Source organism: Methylophaga sp. UBA3603, from assembly GCF_002375335.1.
Taxonomy (GTDB): Bacteria; Pseudomonadota; Gammaproteobacteria; order Nitrosococcales; family Methylophagaceae; genus Methylophaga.
Window position 1 is genome coordinate 99,850 of the sequence record NZ_DFMC01000008.1, and the last position, 19,125, is coordinate 118,974.

At 45.5% G+C, this 19,125-nt stretch carries 20 protein-coding genes and 1 other RNA gene; 11 read left to right on the forward strand and 10 right to left on the reverse strand.

Going from position 1 to position 19,125, the window contains the following annotated elements:
• Positions 1-8: 8 nt before the first annotated feature.
• From trpA to folC, 3 genes are read left to right on the forward strand one after another with little or no spacing between them, the layout of a single operon-like run.
• Positions 9-836 (forward strand): tryptophan synthase subunit alpha, encoded by an 828-nt coding sequence (gene trpA, locus B4F66_RS05920; RefSeq protein WP_292357558.1) that lies wholly within the window; start codon positions 9-11, stop codon positions 834-836.
• Between the two features lie 19 nt (positions 837-855).
• Entirely contained in the window at positions 856-1,713 is an 858-nt protein-coding gene (accD, locus tag B4F66_RS05925; protein ID WP_292357556.1) for an acetyl-CoA carboxylase, carboxyltransferase subunit beta, read from the forward strand.
• A 10-nt stretch (positions 1,714-1,723) separates the two neighbouring features.
• Complete coding sequence (gene folC / locus B4F66_RS05930) at positions 1,724-3,028, forward strand: bifunctional tetrahydrofolate synthase/dihydrofolate synthase (protein ID WP_292357554.1); 1,305 nt, start codon at positions 1,724-1,726, stop codon at positions 3,026-3,028.
• On the opposite strand, the gene B4F66_RS05935 is transcribed toward folC, so the two are convergent.
• The 3 genes from B4F66_RS05935 to trmB all read right to left on the reverse strand — a co-directional run bounded on the left by B4F66_RS05935 (position 3,020) and on the right by trmB (position 6,897).
• Positions 3,020-4,834: an AMP-dependent synthetase/ligase gene (locus tag B4F66_RS05935; RefSeq protein WP_292357552.1), complete on the reverse strand. Its 1,815-nt coding sequence runs from the start codon at positions 4,832-4,834 to the stop codon at positions 3,020-3,022. The genes folC and B4F66_RS05935 overlap by 9 nt on opposite strands.
• Positions 4,835-4,836: 2 nt before the next feature.
• Complete coding sequence (locus B4F66_RS05940) at positions 4,837-6,129, reverse strand: OmpP1/FadL family transporter (RefSeq protein ID WP_292357550.1); 1,293 nt, start codon at positions 6,127-6,129, stop codon at positions 4,837-4,839.
• Between the two features lie 81 nt (positions 6,130-6,210).
• A complete protein-coding gene (gene trmB, locus B4F66_RS05945) occupies positions 6,211-6,897 on the reverse strand; it encodes a tRNA (guanosine(46)-N7)-methyltransferase TrmB (RefSeq protein ID WP_292357548.1) in 687 nt (228 codons plus the stop codon).
• 427 nt (positions 6,898-7,324) lie between these two features.
• Here trmB and edd point away from each other — a divergent pair, with 427 nt between their 5' ends.
• Together edd and B4F66_RS05955 are read left to right on the forward strand one after the other, a co-directional pair.
• Complete coding sequence (gene edd / locus B4F66_RS05950) at positions 7,325-9,148, forward strand: phosphogluconate dehydratase (RefSeq protein WP_292357546.1); 1,824 nt, start codon at positions 7,325-7,327, stop codon at positions 9,146-9,148.
• A 31-nt stretch (positions 9,149-9,179) separates the two neighbouring features.
• Positions 9,180-9,812, forward strand: coding sequence for a bifunctional 4-hydroxy-2-oxoglutarate aldolase/2-dehydro-3-deoxy-phosphogluconate aldolase (locus B4F66_RS05955; RefSeq protein WP_014707368.1), 633 nt, complete (start codon positions 9,180-9,182; stop codon positions 9,810-9,812).
• A gap of 62 nt (positions 9,813-9,874) precedes the next feature.
• Here B4F66_RS05955 and B4F66_RS05960 read toward each other — a convergent pair whose 3' ends face one another.
• The 4 genes from B4F66_RS05960 to B4F66_RS05975 all read right to left on the reverse strand — a co-directional run bounded on the left by B4F66_RS05960 (position 9,875) and on the right by B4F66_RS05975 (position 12,664).
• Entirely contained in the window at positions 9,875-10,618 is a 744-nt protein-coding gene (locus tag B4F66_RS05960) for an HvfC family RiPP maturation protein (protein ID WP_292357544.1), read from the reverse strand.
• On the reverse strand, positions 10,602-11,450 hold the full coding sequence (locus B4F66_RS05965; RefSeq protein WP_292357542.1) for an HvfB family MNIO-type RiPP peptide maturase: 849 nt from the start codon (positions 11,448-11,450) through the stop codon (positions 10,602-10,604). The genes B4F66_RS05960 and B4F66_RS05965 overlap by 17 nt, the downstream gene beginning before the upstream one ends.
• 78 nt (positions 11,451-11,528) lie before the next feature.
• Entirely contained in the window at positions 11,529-12,278 is a 750-nt protein-coding gene (locus B4F66_RS05970; protein ID WP_292357540.1) for a hypothetical protein, read from the reverse strand.
• 26 nt (positions 12,279-12,304) lie between these two features.
• On the reverse strand, positions 12,305-12,664 hold the full coding sequence (locus B4F66_RS05975) for a rhodanese-like domain-containing protein (RefSeq protein WP_292357538.1): 360 nt from the start codon (positions 12,662-12,664) through the stop codon (positions 12,305-12,307).
• Between the two features lie 202 nt (positions 12,665-12,866).
• Between B4F66_RS05975 and B4F66_RS05980 the strand changes: the two genes are divergently transcribed.
• Together B4F66_RS05980 and B4F66_RS05985 are read left to right on the forward strand one after the other, a co-directional pair.
• The gene (locus B4F66_RS05980) at positions 12,867-13,847 is read left to right on the forward strand and encodes an ABC transporter permease (protein ID WP_292357537.1); all 981 of its coding nucleotides are present in this window, start codon (positions 12,867-12,869) and stop codon (positions 13,845-13,847) included.
• The gene (locus tag B4F66_RS05985) at positions 13,840-14,646 is read left to right on the forward strand and encodes a ferritin-like domain-containing protein (RefSeq protein WP_292357535.1); all 807 of its coding nucleotides are present in this window, start codon (positions 13,840-13,842) and stop codon (positions 14,644-14,646) included. The genes B4F66_RS05980 and B4F66_RS05985 overlap by 8 nt, the downstream gene beginning before the upstream one ends.
• Here the strand turns inward: B4F66_RS05985 and B4F66_RS05990 are convergent.
• Genes B4F66_RS05990 through B4F66_RS06000 form a run of 3 tightly spaced genes read right to left on the reverse strand, consistent with a single transcriptional unit; the run spans position 14,636 to position 16,798 of the window.
• Positions 14,636-14,962 carry an RnfH family protein gene (locus tag B4F66_RS05990; RefSeq protein ID WP_292357533.1) on the reverse strand — a complete coding sequence of 109 codons (327 nt, stop codon included), beginning with the start codon at positions 14,960-14,962 and terminating at the stop codon, positions 14,636-14,638. The genes B4F66_RS05985 and B4F66_RS05990 overlap by 11 nt on opposite strands.
• The gene (locus tag B4F66_RS05995; protein ID WP_292357532.1) at positions 14,949-15,389 is read right to left on the reverse strand and encodes a type II toxin-antitoxin system RatA family toxin; all 441 of its coding nucleotides are present in this window, start codon (positions 15,387-15,389) and stop codon (positions 14,949-14,951) included. Before B4F66_RS05995 ends, B4F66_RS05990 begins: the two co-directional genes overlap by 14 nt.
• A gap of 32 nt (positions 15,390-15,421) precedes the next feature.
• On the reverse strand, positions 15,422-16,798 hold the full coding sequence (locus B4F66_RS06000) for a sodium-dependent transporter (protein ID WP_292357530.1): 1,377 nt from the start codon (positions 16,796-16,798) through the stop codon (positions 15,422-15,424).
• A 92-nt stretch (positions 16,799-16,890) separates the two neighbouring features.
• Here B4F66_RS06000 and smpB point away from each other — a divergent pair, with 92 nt between their 5' ends.
• The 4 genes from smpB (at position 16,891) to B4F66_RS06020 (ending at position 19,047) form a co-directional block, all read left to right on the forward strand.
• Positions 16,891-17,367, forward strand: a complete 477-nt coding sequence (gene smpB, locus B4F66_RS06005; RefSeq protein WP_292357723.1) for an SsrA-binding protein SmpB — start codon at positions 16,891-16,893, stop codon at positions 17,365-17,367.
• Between the two features lie 55 nt (positions 17,368-17,422).
• Positions 17,423-17,783: a transfer-messenger RNA gene (ssrA, locus tag B4F66_RS06010) on the forward strand.
• A gap of 261 nt (positions 17,784-18,044) precedes the next feature.
• Complete coding sequence (locus tag B4F66_RS06015; RefSeq protein WP_292357529.1) at positions 18,045-18,641, forward strand: nucleotidyltransferase domain-containing protein; 597 nt, start codon at positions 18,045-18,047, stop codon at positions 18,639-18,641.
• A complete protein-coding gene (locus B4F66_RS06020) occupies positions 18,622-19,047 on the forward strand; it encodes a hypothetical protein (RefSeq protein WP_292357527.1) in 426 nt (141 codons plus the stop codon). Before B4F66_RS06015 ends, B4F66_RS06020 begins: the two co-directional genes overlap by 20 nt.
• Positions 19,048-19,125: the final 78 nt, after the last annotated feature.

A 19,125-nucleotide genomic window follows, 5' to 3' on the forward strand; every position in this document is an offset into this window, starting at 1 on the left:
AATATAAAATGAGTCGTATTAAAGAATGTTTTAAAAATCTTCAGGCAGATGGGCAAACTGCTTTAATCCCTTATGTGACTGCAGGTGATCCTGAACCATGGGTAACCGTTCCACTGTTACATGCTTTGGTGGATGCCGGTGCCGATATTATCGAACTGGGTGTGCCTTTCTCTGATCCCATGTCGGATGGTCCTGTAATCCAAAAAGCCTGTGAACGGGCGTTGAAAAATGATGTCACGCTGGATTCAATTCTGGATATGGTAAAACAGTTCAGAGAGAAAAATAACCATACGCCACTTGTGTTGATGGGATATGCCAATCCTCTTGAAGCAATGGGTTATGAAAAATTCGCCAAAAAAGCCCAGGCTGTCGGGGTGGATGGGGTATTGACTGTTGATATGCCACCAGAAGAGTCTGATGAATTCCTGCGGCTGATGGACGGGCATGATATTGATACGATTTTCCTGGTTGCGCCAACGACATCGGCAGAGCGTATGCAGAAAATCGCCCAACATGCCAAAGGCTTTATTTACTATGTTTCGATCAAAGGTGTGACAGGTGCTGCCGCATTGGAAATTAATGAAGTAACCGCCAAACTGGAAGAAATTCGTAAATACACTTCGTTACCGGTTGGTGTGGGTTTTGGTATCAGAGATGGCCGCTCAGCCGCAGCTGTCGCGGAAGTAGCTGATGCTGTTGTCGTGGGCAGTACTTTGGTACGTTGCATAGAAGAACATTCCAATCGTCCACAGGAATTACCCGCAGCAGTAGCAAGTCTGTTAGCTGAAATGCGTCATGCAATTAATGCGCGTGATTTAGCCAGCGTCTCGGCCTAATAAGCGATAAGGTGACAAAATGAGTTGGTTTGAAAGATTACTTCCATCGAAAATCCGCACCAGTGGCCGCAGCCGCTCGGTACCTGAAGGTGTCTGGTGCAAGTGTCCAGCATGTGACAATGTGCTTTATCGGGCTGAGCTTGAGCGTAACCAGATGGTATGTCCCAAATGTGATCACCATCAACGGATAAATGCCCGTGATCGACTGAAAAGTTTTCTGGATGAAGATAATCGCCAGGAAATTGGTACCGAAGTTAAACCTGTCGACACTCTTAAATTCAAAGACAGTAAACGTTATCGTGATCGTATTACCCAGGCACAAAAAAATACCGGTGAGAACGATGCACTTTTAGCCATGCAAGGCACGCTTAAAGGCTTACCTGTTGTGGTGGTTGCGTTTGATTTTGGTTTTATGGGTGGTTCAATGGGCTCCGTGGTCGGTGAAAAGTTTGTCCGAGCTGCAAAGGTTGCCTTGGCCAAGAAACTTCCGTTGATATGTTTTTCCGCCAGTGGTGGAGCGCGCATGCAGGAAGGCTTGTTTTCACTGATGCAGATGGCTAAAACAAGTGCTGTTTTATCACAGCTTGAAGAGGCTGGCATCCCGTTTATTTCGGTGATGACCGATCCCACCATGGGTGGTGTTTCAGCCAGTCTGGCAATGCTTGGTGATGTTAATGTGGCTGAACCAAAAGCTTTAATTGGTTTCGCTGGTCCACGCGTTATCGAACAGACCGTTCGTGAAAAATTACCTGAAGGTTTCCAACGCAGTGAGTTTTTGCTGGAACATGGTGCCATCGACATGATTATTGATCGCCGTGAAATGCGCGATCGTCTGAATAATCTGTTAACCATGATGCAAAATCGTATTGCTGTTTAAACCATAGTTTATGCGATTTAATAGCTTGCCACAGTGGCTGGCATGGCAGGAAAAGCTACATTTTACTGAGATAGATCCCGGCTTGGATCGGGTGCGTGCTGTCTGGCAGCAGATGTATGACGACAACAGACTGCCTTTTCGGGTGGTGACGGTTGCCGGCACCAACGGTAAAGGCTCTTCTGTTGCATTATTGGCCTCTATACTCTCAGCTGCCGGCTATCGAACAGCCTGTTACACTTCGCCACATCTGTTGCGTTATAACGAACGCATCTTAGTTGATGGTCAAACGGCGACTGATCAACAGATATGTGAAGCTTTCGAGCGGGTTGATACCGCACGTGGTGACATTTCTCTGAGCTATTTCGAATTTGCCACGCTCGCTGCAGCAGATATCTTCTGTAGACAGAATATTGATATCGCGATTTTGGAAGTTGGTATGGGCGGACGGCTTGATGCGGTGAATCTGTTTGACGCCGATATTGCGCTGATTACGCCGATAGGTCTGGATCATACAGTTTGGCTTGGCGATACCCGGGAAAAGATTGGTATTGAAAAAGCCGGCATAATGCGGGCAAACAACCCTGTCGTCTGCAGTGAACATTCTCCGCCAGTCACCGTTATTGAGAGCGCTCAGAAATTAAGCTCGCCAGCGTATATTGCTGGCAAAGATTTCAATGCTCAATCTGATAAAAATGTATGGCATTGGCAAAATGCCGATTATCAGTTCACGGGATTACCGATGCCGGCCTTACTGGGGTGTTATCAGATTCAGAACAGCGCGGCTGTGCTACAGGTCATCAGCCTGCTGAAAGATTCCGGAATGGGAAAAATCAATGAAACAGCCATCCGTGATGGGTTGGCTCACGTCAGACTCGCTGGCCGGTTTCAGATGATTGATGGACCCGTTACCCATATTTTTGATGTAACACATAATCAACAGGGTGCTGAAAATCTGGCAAAACTATTAACGGAAATTCCTTGTCATGGCAAAACCCATGCGGTGATCGCCATGTTGCGTGATAAAGACAGCCAAGCGGTTTTTGATGCCTTGATTCCAGTGATAGATAATTGGTTTCTTGGTGGCTTAAATGGAAGCAGAGGGCAGTCTGCAGAAGATTTGGCAACTGGCCTGCAAGGTAAAATTTCCAATGATCGCATTCATACCAGTGAAGTAGTGGAACAGGCCTATGATTTGGCTTTAGCTAATGCTAGTGAAGGGGACCGTATCTTAATTTTTGGCTCATTCCACACAGTAGAAGCCATCATGCGGCATATCCCAGATTTCATTAATGAGCCGTTATCTGCCTCAGCTTGAGGTGTCGTGATACAGGGCCTTAATTTCCTTATCATACCTTTGCTCAACCAGCGCACGTTTAACTTTTAAAGTAGGCGTCAGCAAACCATTTTCAATCGTCCAGGGTTGCAAAGTCAGATGTACTCGCCGAATCCTGGCATAGGCCGGAAATTCAAATAACCACTGTCTGAGTAAGCGGACAAAATGCTGCTGTAAAACTTTTGAGCCAAGACTTTCATTCTGCAAGGGATCCAAACCGAGTTGCTGCGCAATCTGCGGCCAGCTTTCGCCATTAATCACCAGTAAAGCGGCCAAATAAGGTTGCCCTTCACCAACGACTAACGCCTGATCAATCAGGCCATTGCTGACTATGGCGGCTTCAATATCGGCAGGCGGGACTTTTTCGCCATTATTGAGCACCAGAATATCTTTGATTCGGCCAATAATATAAATATGTCCGCTTTCGCTGATGTGGGCTTTATCACCGGTATGCAGCCAGCCATCAGCATCAATCGTCTGTGCCGTTGCTTTATGATTATTCCAATAGCCCAGCATATTGCCCGGACCTTTTACCTCAAGCTCTTCATCCTTGCCAATACGGACTTCTACACCCTGAATAGCGCGTCCTACGCTGCCAGGATCATTACTGGAAGGTTCATTAACACTAATCACCGGACTGGTCTCAGTCAGGCCATAACCCTGCAGCAGAACTAAATCCAATCCAATAAACAATTTAGCGGCGTGGGTGGGTAAAGCAGCACCACCACTGACAGCTAAACGCAGTTTGCCGCCAAGACGCTGATGAAATTTGCTCACAACCAGTTTATGCAGCAATGGCCATAACAGCAGAGATGGCGACCAATATTTCCGACCCTGTTGGTACTGAAAGCGTTTCCAACCGACCTTCACCGCCAGTTTGAAAATTCGACGTTTAAGCCAGCTGCCTTCAGCAAGTTGTTTATGAACCCGATCATAAATCCGCTCGAAAATTCTGGGCACAGCAATCATGATGGTGGGTTGGACTTGCCGCATATCGTCAGCAAGCAGGGGAATACTGCGAGAGAAAACTACTTTTGAACCAGCCATCATCGGCAGATAATAGCCGCCAGTTCGTTCCAATGTGTGTGATAGTGGTAAAAAGGACAAGAAAATATCATCAGGCAGGATTTCAAAAAACTGCAACGAACCATAGGCCACCGACAACATATTATGATGGCTGAGCATGACCCCTTTAGATCGGCCAGTGGTGCCAGAAGTATAGATAATCGATGCCAATTGTTCTGGTGCACAGTGGGGTAGTTTCAACTCAGCAGAAAAAGCTGTATCAAGCCAGTTCTGCAGCGATATCGTGGAGGATTCGTTATCTGTTGTCGATTCATCATGGAACAGCAGCACTCGTTTGACAGAATGTTCTTCGGGTAATACGGCTTGAATGGCTGACCATTGTCTGGAGCTGTTTACTAACAATAAACGTACATCAGCATCCTGTAATATATACGCAACGTTATCCGGCCGGTCATCGGGGTAAAGTGGCACCACTACCAGCCCCAGACTTAAGGCTGCCAGATCGAAAAATATCCACTCTTTGCTATTACGTAAATTGATTGCAACCCGATCACCCTTACGCAGATTTTCCTGTTGCAGCGCTTGTTGCCAGTGGGTTATTTCGTCAGCAACCTGTTGCCAAGTTAAACTTTCCCAGCTTTTCTTATCATTATCAAAAAAGCCATAGGCATCTTTATCAGGACTTCTTTTTATCCGTTCACAAGCTAAGCCGTACAGCGTCCGAGCCTGATCCGGAGAAATGTAATCATGAGCAGCGGACATAATTAATCAAAGAGCCAGCGTAATTGAACGCCGACGATATCAACTGAATTTTTATAACTTCCTAGTAACTGATTTCCATTTGAATCAGTATCATCGATGCTGGTATCTTTCATAAATATGTGCGAATAGGCAGCATCCAAAATTATATTTTCGCTGTAGTGATAACTTGCCCCCAAAGCTAACCAGGTACGATCACTGTCCGGAATACGGGGTGTTCGACGTTGTGCATTGGGAATCGGTGTTTCATCATAGGCGACGCCAGCGCGCCAGGACCAACGGTCATTAGCTTTATATTCCACGCCAAGCCCATAGCGCATGGAATTTTCCCAGTCTTCTTCTTTAACAGAATTTAATGACCTCACATCAGAATTAATACGTAATTCTTCAAAGCGACTCCAACGTGTCCAACTGGCATCGGCCATAACGGACCACTGTGAATTTAATTGGTGAATCAGAGCGATGGATGCCGATTCAGGCAAGGTTACCCGGCCACCAATGTTTCCATCCCGAATACCTGAGGCGGCAGCAGCAGCGCTAAAATTCTCTGGGATACGAAACTCCCCATCACCAGTCAAATCATGGGTTATTTTTGAACGATAACTAATGCCCAGACGCGTTGCTTCAGTAAACTGATAAGTCATACCGAGGTTGTATCCCCAGCTCCAATCATCTGCAGTTAAACGTACTCGACCATCATTTTGTTGAGGTGCACCCGTAAAAGCACCAAAATTCGCTGCCTGACTTAGTTCCAAATCTATATATTGAAGGTTGATACCAAACCCTAACGAGAGTTTTTCGGTAGTTTTAAAAGCGATGCTGGGATTAATATTAACCGTAAGCAGATCCGAACGAATCGCATGATAACGCCCCTGCCAGCTATCGCCATAATCGGTCACCAGACCGAAGGGCGCGCCCACACCAATTCCTACGACAGTCTTGTCATTTAACGGGTGAGCATAATAAAAATTAGGAACTGCAGCCAGTTCACCGGCATTGCTGCCATCACCACCGGTTAATGGTGTGCCATTGGCATTAGAACCGCGATCGGAGAATTCTGCCCGGGGTGCGATCAGATTGAGCCCCATATTCATTTCTTTACGGGATAAACTTGTCATGCCAGCCGGATTGAAAAAAATTGTACTGGCATCATCCGCCACTGCAGCACTACCTGAAAAGGCGCGTCCCAACCCCGTAATGCTTTGTTCTATCAGGGCATAGCCCGCTGCGGCTGCAGAATTACTGGCTGCCCCTAATAAAAGATAAAAACCAAATTGGGTTGTACGGGACATGGTCATGGCAGCGTTACCTGGTAAGTGATTAGTTGTTAATTAAGGCAAAACTAGCTTATGCATGCAAATGAAGCAAGTTTGTAACAATTATCGACGCTGAAATAATAAATCCCATACTCCATGTCCCAGTCGATGGCCTCGCTGTTCAAACTTGGTTAAGGGACGGTACTCCGGCCGCGGAATATAATCACCTGATATGCTGGTGTTGATAAAATCATGACTTGCCGACAGATCCTGCAACATTTGTTCTGCATAATCCTGCCAGTCTGTTGCCATATGCAGAAAACCGCCCGACTGTATTTTTTGTGCCAGGACGTTAACAAAGGCTGGCTGGATAATTCGACGTTTATGATGACGTTTTTTATGCCAGGGATCCGGAAAATATAGTTGCACGCGATGCAGAGTATTATCCGCAACCTGATTTTTGAGTAATTCCACGGCATCCGTGCATGCCACCCGCACATTAGTTAAATTATTTTCTTCGATAGCTTTTAACAGTTGCCCCACACCTGGTCGATGGACCTCCACGCCAATGAAGTCGTTCTCTGGTTGGTGGATGGCCATTTCAATCAACGAAGCACCATTACCAAATCCGATTTCAAACACCACTGGAGCGTTACGCCCAAACAGCGCTTGCATATCAATAGGTTGGTTATCGGCTTCAATACCAAACTTTGGCCATAAAACATCCAGTGCTTTTTGTTGACCAGGGGTTAAGCGACCCTCACGTTTCACAAAGCTTTTTACCTGACGGAGGCGTTTACCTTCGGTCATTGAATTCACCTTTCAATTAAGTGGTAACTCATCGATATGTCGATGAAAAACAGCGTGACATCATACCGAAGCACTACTGGAAAATCCTTATGGCGATGCATTTAACTGCCGCAGTTTGCAAAAATTGATGTTCTAAATACCAACTATGTGCAGATTTTAGCGTTGGGAAGTTGTCCCATAAATGACAAATCATTAAACAGCTAACCCAGTATTTTTCTGCGATTGATGCGGTACGGCAACAATAAAACCAAAAGCAGGTATTTGAGCATTAAGATGACATAAGCCCAGAAACAGTGCGAAAAAGAGTGATAAGGACTATAATGCGCTGTCTGAATATTAGATCTGATGGATAAACGCCGCTGCAATCAAGCGGCCTCAAATCCCGCTACTTCGATAGTACAAGTAAACGAAAGAGAGACTTAACTTTATGGTTCATCCAGTTTTAGACTCGCTCACCAACGAAGTGATCGAAAGAAGTAAAAAAACTCGCACGGCTTATCTTGCTCGTGTTGACGAAGCTGCAGGGCAGGGTCCTCATCGTCTGACGCTTGGCTGTGGTAATCTGGCTCATGGTTTTGCTGCCTGTGCAGCAACTGAAAAAAGTGATCTGGCTGGTGACAAAAAAGCCAATATCGGCATTATTTCAGCTTATAACGATATGCTTTCTGCACATCAACCTTATAAGGACTTTCCGCCACTTATCAAAGAAGCTGCCAACGAAGCTGGTGGGGTTGCCCAGTTTGCTGGCGGTGTACCGGCGATGTGTGATGGTATTACTCAGGGTTATCCGGGTATGGATCTGTCGCTGTTCAGCCGTGATGTCATCGCAATGTCCACAGCTGTCGGTCTAAGTCATAATATGTTTGATGCCGCAATGATGCTGGGTGTCTGTGACAAGATCGTACCTGGCTTGTTGATCGGGGCGTTAAGCTTCGGTCATTTGCCGACCATCTTTGTGCCGGCAGGTCCGATGCCAAGTGGTCTGCCGAATAAAGAAAAAGTTCGTATCCGCCAATTGTTTGCTGAAGGCAAAGTAGGTCGCGAAGAACTGCTTAAAGCAGAGTCAGAGTCTTACCATAGTCCTGGTACCTGTACTTTCTACGGTACGGCCAACAGCAACCAGATGATGGTTGAAATCATGGGGCTGCATTTGCCGGGTGGTACGTTTATCAATCCTAATACCCCATTACGTGACGAATTAACGAAAGAAGCAGCCCGTCAGGTATTGAAATTTACCGCACTGGGTAACGATTACCGTCCAATCGGTCATATGATCGATGAAAAAGCAATTCTTAATGCGATTATTGGCCTGCTGGCAACGGGTGGTTCAACCAACCACACCATGCACATTGTTGCAGTAGCCCGGGCTGCCGGTATCTTAATCAACTGGGACGATTTTGATCGTCTGTCACAAATCATTCCTTTATTAAGCCGAGTCTATCCAAACGGCAGTGCCGATGTGAATCACTTCCAGGCAGCTGGTGGCATGGGCGTATTAATTCAGGAATTATTATCTCAGGGCTTGTTACACGAAGACATCATTACGGTTGGTAATGAAAAAGGCTTGAAACAATACAGTCAGGAGCCAAAAATCATTGATGGCAAACTGATTTGGCAGGAAGGTCCTAAAGAATCCCTGGATAAAGAAGTTATTGGCACAGTTGAACAACCGTTTGCCAAGTCAGGTGGTGTACATCTGATTAAAGGTAATCTGGGACGTGGCGTATCGAAAGTTTCTGCGGTAGATGTTGAGCATCGTGTTGTAGAGGCACCTGCTCTGGTATTTGATGATCAGGACGATGCCGTTGCTGCATTCAAAAATGGCGAACTGGAAAGAGACGTTATCGTGGTCTTACGATTCCAGGGACCAAAATCCAATGGTATGCCGGAACTGCATAAACTCAGTTCACCGCTGGGCGTATTACAGGATCGTGGATTTAAAGTGGCGTTGGTCACTGACGGTCGTATGTCTGGTGCGTCAGGTAAAGTCCCGTCTGCCATTCAAATGTGTCCTGAATCTGCAGAAGGTGGTCCACTGACCCGAATCAAAGATGGCGATATTATTCATCTCGATACCGAAAGAGGCATTATGAATGTGCTGGTAGATGATGAAGAGTTTAATGCTCGTCTGTCTTGCATGATGGCCAATACTGAACATCATTACGGTAGTGGTCGCGAATTGTTTGACAGTTTCCGGGCAGGCGTATCTTCAGCTGAAGAAGGCGCTATCAATATGTTCAACGTTGAATAATCTTCACCAGAATTAGGGATATCTATTTTTTATGAGCAAAACGATTCACGAAATTATGCAAGTTTCACCGATTGTCCCGGTGATGGTTATTAATAATGTTGAACATGCAGTGCCTTTGGCCAATGCGTTGGTCAAAGGTGGTCTGAAAGTATTGGAGATCACGCTGCGCACTGATGCAGCGCTGGAATCCATCCGTCGTATTAAAGCTGAAGTGCCAGATGCGATTGTCGGTGCTGGGACCATTATCAACATCGAAACGTTAAATGCAGCGATTGATGCGGGTGCAGAATTTATTGTCAGTCCTGGTACCACAGATACCTTGATTGAAGCCGCATTAAAAACCGGTGTGCCTTTATTACCGGGCGTAGCCAATCCTAGTGAAGCCATGCGCTTATTAGAGCGTGGCATTACCGCGATGAAGTTCTTCCCGGCTGAAGCGGCTGGCGGTGTACCCATGCTGAAATCAATTGGTGCCCCAATTCCACAAATTCTGTTCTGCCCAACCGGCGGTGTCAGTCAGAAGAATGTGAAAAACTACTACAGCTTACCTAACGTAGGTTGTGTAGGCGGTTCATGGATGTGTGCAGCGAATCTGGTAGAAGCGGAAAACTGGGATGAAATTACCCGTTTAGCGGCTGAAGCCATTGAGCTTGCTACTAACTAAAAGCAACAGGATTTAGTTAGATTAAAACCGGGCTGGTTTACCAGTCCGGTTTTTTTATGTCTTTAGATCACAATGCCGCGTTCCAACCAGTCCTCTATCAACTGTTTTGCGCCTTGTAACACAACTTCGGGGTTGGGATGCTGCAATACCTCAGAAATGGCTTCAGCGGCTTGCTGGCCAGTCTGACCGTCATCTAATAGATCAAGTAACCGTGCACTAACGGGATTAAGCTCAATAAACTTCACCTGATCATCAGCATTTCGATATAACAACAGAAAAAATGGCGTTTCGGCAGCTTTATCAGGCAGATTATCCGGCCCGATTTGATGCACGGGGTAATCATAAGCAAAAGTCCAGCTCAGGGGGGAGCGTTGCAGAGAGAGTTGCAGGATATCTTGCTGTTCAGTCACTTCACGCTTCACAAAATCCGCATTGGCAATTCCGAGCGCCAACTCAGCCCATTCGTAATGGGCGAGCTCAGCAAGAAAAGGCAACGTCTGATACTGCTGCGGATGTTCTTCGAGATAATGCACAAACTCGCGGGCAATATCATTAAATAAGGGTGAACTGCACCGATGCTCACGAATAAAGTCACGTGCCAGTGCATGCCAGGCAATTTCCCCCAGAATTTGTTTCAATACCGGACAGGCCGTGCTTAAAAAGCTTTCAATATTGTTATAAATCAGCCGCCGATAAATAGCCATGCGCCGCGATTCAACATCGGCTGGCTCAGGGATGCTCTCTGGATCACGCAGATGGGCGGTGAACTGCTGTTGGGTAGTTTTAAAATCAGGCGCTTGCTGCATGTTCAGATCGATATTGTGATTGGATATCTCGAATGTGACCGACTTCTTCAAACAGCGTGTTGAGAGCAGGGATATTAAAATCCCGTTCCAGCAACGTCGGAATCACTCCATGTTGCTGGTAAGTATGCTCAAGCAGTTGCCAAACCGGATCAATTACATCTGCACCATGGGTATCGATAATCAGATCTTCTGCTTCATTATAGTGACCGGCAATATGCAGGTAAGCGATACGTTTACTGTTAAGTGCGTCAATATAAGCATTAGCGTCATAACCGTGATTAATGCTGTTTACATAGACGTTATTCACATCAAGTAACAACTCACAATCGGCTTTTTCCAGTATTGCATTAATAAATTCAATTTCGTCTATCTGCCGGCCTGGTGCCGCGTAGTACGATACATTCTCGATAACCAGTCGGCGTTGCAGAATATCCTGAACCCGAAGAATGCGTTCTGCGACATGCTCAACAGCCTCGTCAGTGAACGGAATAGGCATCAAATCGTAAAGGTGACCCTCATCACTGCAATAGCTCAGATGCTCACTGTAGAGACGAACCTGATGCTGATCCAGAAAGTGTTTAATACGTTTAACAAACGCCTCATCCAGCGGAGCAGGGCTGCCAAGTGATAACGAAAGACCATGACATAGCATTGGAAAACGCTCACTGAATGCCCGCAGTTTTTTGCCCAGCCGACCGCCCATTTCCATCCAGTTTTCTGGTGCGACCTCAATAAAGTCGATAGGCGGGTGATCCAGCTGCATGATTTCATCAATGAAACTGCGTCTTAAACCCAGACCAGCTCCATTGACTGCATAACCTTGTGATCTCATGCTGAAACTCTTATTCATAAAAGTAATTAAAGAGACTCATCTTGATGCGATTTGTTACAACTGAATTGCCAATCGGTTTTATTCCGCCTCCGGAATTTCAAACATCGCACGATCAACGCCTACGTTTCCGGTTTTTGCATCGTATAAATAGACAACCGCTTTGTAGTGGCCGGGTTCGGTAATCGTGGTTTTACCGCTGAACGTGCCAGCTGGTCCGGTAAAGTCCAGTGTTACTTCATCAATAGTTTCTTCATCGCGCATCAGAATAGCTCTGGCTTCATAATTATCAGACTGCCAATGACCGTCTTTGGTGATTGGGCAACCACAGAGCAATGAAGCTTTGGTGTAAATATCAACCTGACCATTCTCCAGAACACGGGTCCAGGCATCCACAATAAAGCCGGTCATGGTAATGATAATGCCATCACCCAGAATATCTTTTCCAGGCACCACCCAGCTGGTCAAGCTGGCTTCCTGATAGGCCTGCTGATAACCATAAGGTCCGATTAATTTAAATCGCAGTAATCTTGGTGCATCAATATCCACTTTCGCTAAAAAACCGGCCGTTTTATCATCTGTCAGTCGTTCGCCACGTTTTAATGGGTTTTCGATAAGCACCGCTGTATCGCCAGTGCCACCGTTTATCCATCCTTCATCGAGAATTTCACCTGTTTCAGCATCTTCAACGATGGCGCGAATACCACCGACACTGGTGCCAATAAATTTCGAATCAACTGCTTTCGCTCTGACCATGATCTCTGTTTCTGCAGCGATAGCTGACAGGCTGACCATCATTAGCGCAATAATTACCCAAAAGCGTGTGTACATGTCTCTCCCCCTCCAGACTTGTTTAATTAATCAGCATCATTCGATGCCGCAGACCATGCATCATAGCCCCCGATCATTGAATAGACATTGGTAAACCCAAGCTGTTGCAAGGTTGCTGTTGCCAATGCACTGCGACCGCCTGATTTGCAATACACCACAATAGGACGTGTTTTATCCTGAAAATCGGGATGTGTCTCTATTGAAAACTCCAGCATGCCGCGAGGAATATGTCTGGCATCAGCGATATGACCCTTAGCGAACTCTTCAGGCTCACGTACATCCAGAGCAATGCTGTCATCGTCCAGCATTTGCTGTGACTGGGAAACACTGATTTGCTGTATGGATGCTTTTGCTGCCTGTACCAGATCCGATGCTGTTTTTGCCATGCGATACTCCTGAATGATTTAAACCTGTGACCATAGTAATCATTAATAGTTGTCAAAGAAACCAATTGCTTGATAACCCAATTGAGGGTTGCGCTGTTACAATGTTTTTTCTTTAATTTTGTAACCCAGCTGACCAACATCTGCCAAAGCCATAATTCGTTATGACCTTATCCAGAATGTTATATCAGTGCCTGAGACAATTATGCTGGCCTATATTATTCGCCGTATCCTGTATGCCTTTCCTATATTGCTGGGTGTCAACGCACTGACATTTGCATTATTTTTTATGGTTAATACGCCAGATGATATGGCGCGAATGCAACTGGGCGAACGTTACATTACTGAACAGGCGATTACGACCTGGAAACAGGAACGTGGTTACGACCGGGATTTGCTGTGGAATGAATCCGCCGAAGGTTTCGAAAAACTCACCGATACCATTTTTTTTGATAAATCACTGGCGTTATTCAGCTTTGAATTTGGTCAGGCCGATGATGGGCGTGATATCGGTGATGATATCAAAACCCGTATGTGGCCCAGTCTGGCGATCGCCATTCCGGTATTTATCGTTGGTTTGCTGGTCAATATTACCTTTGCGTTGATGATGGTGTTTTTTCGGGCAACTTATGTTGATCTCGGTGGGGTAGTGCTGTGTGTTGTTTTAATGTCGATATCCAGTCTGTTCTACATTATTGCCGGGCAGTTTGTTATCGGCAAAGTCATGCAGCTGGTACCTATCTCGGGCTTCGGTGAAGGCTTCAGTACGATAAAATTCCTGATTTTACCGGTAGCGATTGGCATTGTTTCAGGTATTGGCTCGGGATCCCGCTGGTACCGCACTTTATTTCTGGAAGAAATTTCCAAGGATTACGTCCGCACCGCCAGAGCAAAAGGCTTATCTGAAGTGCGGGTTTTGTTTCAGCATGTTTTAAAAAACGCGATGATTCCAATTCTGACTGGCGCGGTAGTGGTAATACCAACCTTGTTTATGGGCAGTCTGATTCTGGAGTCATTCTTTGGTATTCCAGGCCTGGGCAGTTATACCATTGACGCCATCCATGCTCAGGATTTTGCCATTGTGCGAGCCATGGTGTTTCTTGGCTCAGTCTTATATATCGTAGGTCTGTTACTGACCGATATTTCTTATACTTTTGTTGATCCACGGGTACGAATGGATGGCTGATTCAAATATTGATATACGCACCCGCGCTTTACAATGTCTTTTAATTAATGATGCCGCTGACAAAGCGCAACAGACACGACAACTGGCTGTTGAATGCCGTGAACAAGGTTATGTCATTCAGCATCAGCCATTGAATGTTCCGGCCATCCCAGGCAGACCCGATAAGCCCGACCTGGTCTCGCCACGCGATTTACCGCGTCGACGTAATAATCAGCAAACCGGTCATACCACGCTGATTCATGCCATTTGTCATATCGAGTTTAATGCCATTAATTTAGCATTGGATGCCATCGCCCGTTTTGCCAATATGCCAGATGATTTTTATGGTGACTGGTTGCAGGTTGCTGATGAGGAAGCTAAACATTTTTCAATGCTATCTGCCCATTTACAACAGGCAGGGTATGCCTATGGAGATTTTCCGGCACATGATGGTTTATGGGAAATGGCACAGAAAACCCATCACGATCCCTTAACTCGCATGGCACTGGTACCAAGGGTATTAGAGGCGAGGGGACTGGATGTAACGCCGGGCATGATGACTAAACTGCGTGGCAGTGGCGATTTGGCAGCGGTGGAGATTCTAGAAGTGATATTGCGTGAAGAAATCGGTCATGTGGCAATTGGCACGCGTTGGTTTAATTATCTATGCGAACAGCGTGATCTGGAACCCACCCACACCTTCACGACCTTATTAAAAACCTACTTTAATGGTGAGATACGCGGGCCATTTCATATTGAAGCCCGCAAACAGGCGGGCTTTACTGATGCAGAACTGGATTGGCTGGAATCTAATCGTTAGCGGCTTCTGCAGTTTTATTTTTCTTTTCCATCTCAGCCTTTTGCCGACGTGATTCTTTGGGATCTGCAATCAAGGGACGATAGATCTCAATGCGATCTTTTGGACTGAGCGTGGCATTCAACTTACAGATTTTGCCGAAAATCCCGACTTTATCTGTTTCAAGATTGATTTGTGGATAACGTTCCAGAATACCGGAGCGTTTAACGGCTTGTTCCACAGTAGTGTTATCCGGAACTTCCAATGACAAAATCACCTGTTCATCCGGCAGGGCGTAGGCCACTTCTACGGTGATTAATTCAGCGTTAGCGTGTTCCATAAATTTCTCTGGCTCGTACACAAAAAGCTTCAACTAATGAACCGGATATCTGAGTGAATACCGGACCCAATGCCAAATCCAGCAAACGGGTGGAAAATTCAAAATCCATATCCAGCTGTACCCGGCAGCCTTCATTATCCCCAATCGGACTGAACTGCCAGAATCCTTCTAAATGACGGAATGGACCATCAATCAGCTCAATACGGATGGATTCACCATGTTGCAGTGTATTGCGGGTAGAAAATTCATGATGAATACCCCCTTTTGCAATATCCAGCGTGGCACAAATCACCTTATCATTCTTACTGATAATTTTACTGTCACGGCACCAGGGAAGAAAACTTGGGTAAGCTTCCACATCGTTGACCAGATCAAACATCTGGTCCGGCGAATACATCACCAGTGAACTGCGCGTAATTGTTGTCATTGAGTATTTCTACTGACCTCTAATCAATGTAATCAAAAGATGAAATCCAATACGCCCGTCAAACTTACGAATACAACAAAAATCGCTATTGGTGTGACATAACGAACCAAAAAGCGCCATTCGTGATAAATCAGGTTGGATTTAATCCCCAGCTCTTCCTGAGTACTGCGTTGCGACATGATCCATCCGGCAAATATCGCAATGAGCATGCCGCCCAAAGGCAACATAATATTGGCAGTCAGATAATCCAGCAACTCAAAGGCTGTCATATCAAACCAAGTCCAGTCTTTCAACAGATTAAATGAGAACAAGCTTAACAGCCCTAACAGCCAGACCAATATACCCACCCAGATGCAGGCATTAAGCCGTTTTATCTCAAAGTTTTCGACCAGCCAGGTGACCACCGGCTCGACCAATGAAATCGCTGAACTCAGAGCTGCAAATACCAGCAACAAAAAGAACATGGCACCAAAAAATGCGCCATTCTCCATATGACCAAAGGCAATGGGCAGCGTTTCAAAAATCAGACTTGGTCCGGCGCCGGGTGACATTTCATTGGCAAACACCAATGGAAAAATCGCCAATCCAGCCAGGATCGCCACAGCCGTATCCATAAAGGAAATCGCCAGAGAGACTTTAAAAATAGAGGCTTTCTGGGGCAGGTACGAACCATAAACCATAATGGCACCCATGCCCAGGCTTAGCGTGAAAAACGCATGTCCCATCGCCGTTAGAATACCCTCAGTGGTCAGCTTGGAAAAATCCGGTTTGAACATAAAGTTTACCGCTTGATCAAAATACACCCCGGTTTGATAAGCATAAGCGACCAGAATCAGCAGGATTAAAAATAAAGAGGGCATTAAAAAGCGTACTGATTTTTCCAGACCATGTTGTACACCACGACTGACAATCATCATGGTCAGCATCATAAAAATCGTATGCCAGGCTAAAAGTTTTTCTGGATCTTTCACTAACGACAGATGTAAGTTCCGCGCACCATCAGCCGTCACACCTTCAAATACCCCAAACAATAAGCGAGGAACATAAGCAATTGCCTGACCGGCAATCACGCTGTAATAAGAAAGGATTAAAAAGCCGGCCAAAACGCCAGCGAAACCAAGATATTTCCACAGGGATGAGGCTTTTTCTTCTTCAGCCAGACTGGCCAGACTGTTAAAAGGGTTTTGTCGACCGCGTCGACCAATCAGAATTTCCGCCATCATGATGGGAACACCGATGGCAAAGATACAGGCAAGATAAACCAGAACAAATGCGCCGCCGCCATATTCCCCAGCGATATAGGGAAATTTCCAGATATTTCCGAGGCCAACAGCCGCCCCCGTTGCTGCGAGAATGAAGGCCCAGCGTGATGTCCACTCACCATGAACCGATTTTAACGGTCTACTCATATCACACTCATTAAAAATAAATAGTCTCGATTCTGGGCGAATTTCCTAAAATGCTCAAGCCAAGCAGCAATCTGCCCATGTATAATGCCGCGATGGCCACCAAGAAAAAACCACAAAACACAGATAACACTATCGCCCGTAACCGGAAAGCGCGTCATGAATTTTTTATAGAAGAAAAATTCGAGGCGGGTTTGGTGCTGGAGGGTTGGGAAGTCAAAAGCTTACGTGAAGGCAAAGCTCAGCTGAGTGATAGCTACGTGCTGATTCGTCATGGCGAAGCCTGGTTAGCCAATGCATTAATTACCGCATTGAAAACAGCTTCCACTCACGTCGTTCCAGAACCCCAACGCGACCGTAAACTGCTGCTCAATCGTAACGAGCTAAATAAGCTGATTGGCGCAGTTGAGCGCAAAGGCTACACATTGATCCCCCTTGCCATGTATTGGAAGCGGGGCAAGGCCAAGGTCGAAATTGCATTGGCTAAAGGCAAGCAAATGCACGACAAACGCGCCACCATGAAAGAACGTGATTGGCAGCGTGATAAAGAACGACTGTTTAAAAATATTTAAAGAGATCGTCACGGAACTTTAAAATCCGTATAATGACTAACGTACAACAAACTTTGGGGGCGACCTGGCTTCGACGCGGGTTACGAAACCTAAGGTGCATGCCGAGTACTCCAGTTCTTCTCGTAAAAAAGATTGGAAAAATATAGTTGCTAACGATAACAACTACGCACTAGCTGCTTAATAACCAGTGAATGCCGTCCGACCAGATCCGTGCTTGTGCGTCTGGTATCGGGCGTCGACTCTCACAAGATCGTCTTGACGTATGCTTGGTACTGATTGACTAAAACCTAACAAGATCGCTTCATGTTTTCCCTGTTCATCGGGTAGCTTGAAGTTAAATTAATAGATGAAATAAGCATGTAGAGCTGAAGGCAGAGGATTCGCGGACGCGGGTTCGATTCCCGCCGCCTCCACCAAAACAAAAAATTAACCACCTTTGGGTGGTTTTTTTGTGCCTGAAATTTGCTCAAAATTAAATGGTTTTCTGAACGAACATATTAATACCTTCTCATTTCACAGTTCATTCTAGCCTGTAATTAATGAATGGAACACTAACAAGGACATTGAAAAATAAAGTTGATCTATTCCCTAATTTTTCTTGTGAGCTATATCAATATTGTAAATACCCAATATGGGGATTATAGTACCCATATTGGGTATTTTATTAATGGTGTTGTATGTCAGTAACATCCATCGCTGAAGCATTGTTTACAAAAACACAGCAACGTGTGCTGGGTTTGTTATATGGCAAACCTGATAAAAGTTTTTATACGAACGAGATTGTTCGCATGGCTGCGATGGGTCGGGGCACAGTTACCCGGGAACTGGAAAAACTTACTAGCGCGGGCATATTGATTAGTTCGAAAGAAGGTAATCAGCAGTATTATCAAGCAAATCCAGATAATCCGATATTTGATGAACTGGTGGCGATTGCAACAAAGACATTCGGGGTAGCTGATGTCGTTCGTCAGGCTTTAACCCGCGTTGATGGGCACGTTTTATGCGCCTTTATCTATGGCTCCATCGCGAAGGGCGAGGCAACGGCCAAAAGTGATATTGATTTGCTGGTTATTTCTGATAATTTGGCTTATGCGGATTTGATGGAATGTCTTGTTGACGCTGAAAAAGCTTTATCGCGACCTATCAATCCTTCTGTTTATGAATTAGAACATTTCAAACAGAAATGGCAGCAAGATAATGCATTTATTTCAAAGGTAATGGACCAACCGAAGATTTGGCTGAAGGGATCAGAAAATGACATTAGCGCATCTTGATAACCTGGTAAAAACTAACAATTTAAAAACAGAACCTGCAGATCAAAAAGAATTTGATGGCATGGTGATTTCTGCCAAACGCCGTTTGCAGGATGCCAATGTGGAAAGCTTATCCGACGATAGCCGTTTTTCATTAGCTTATGGTGCCGCACATGCTTTGTCTTTGGCGTCGATGCGTTGGCATGGATACCGCTCAGACAATCGATATCTGGTGTTTCAATGTTTGGAACACACTGTAGGCATGACAACTAGCAAGTGGCGAGTTTTAGATAAATGTCATAAGCAACGCAATCTGGCTGAATATGAAGGTCATCTGGAAATCACTCCACAGCTACTGGATGAATTGATTGCGATAACGAATGAGTTATTAACGTTGGTTGAAGAGTTGGGGCCAATTGTAAAATAACGATCAGTTGTTGCTGAAGGTGCAACAACTGATCAGAAAAATTATTGTTTTAATTGAGGAGAGGCTGACTCAATCAAT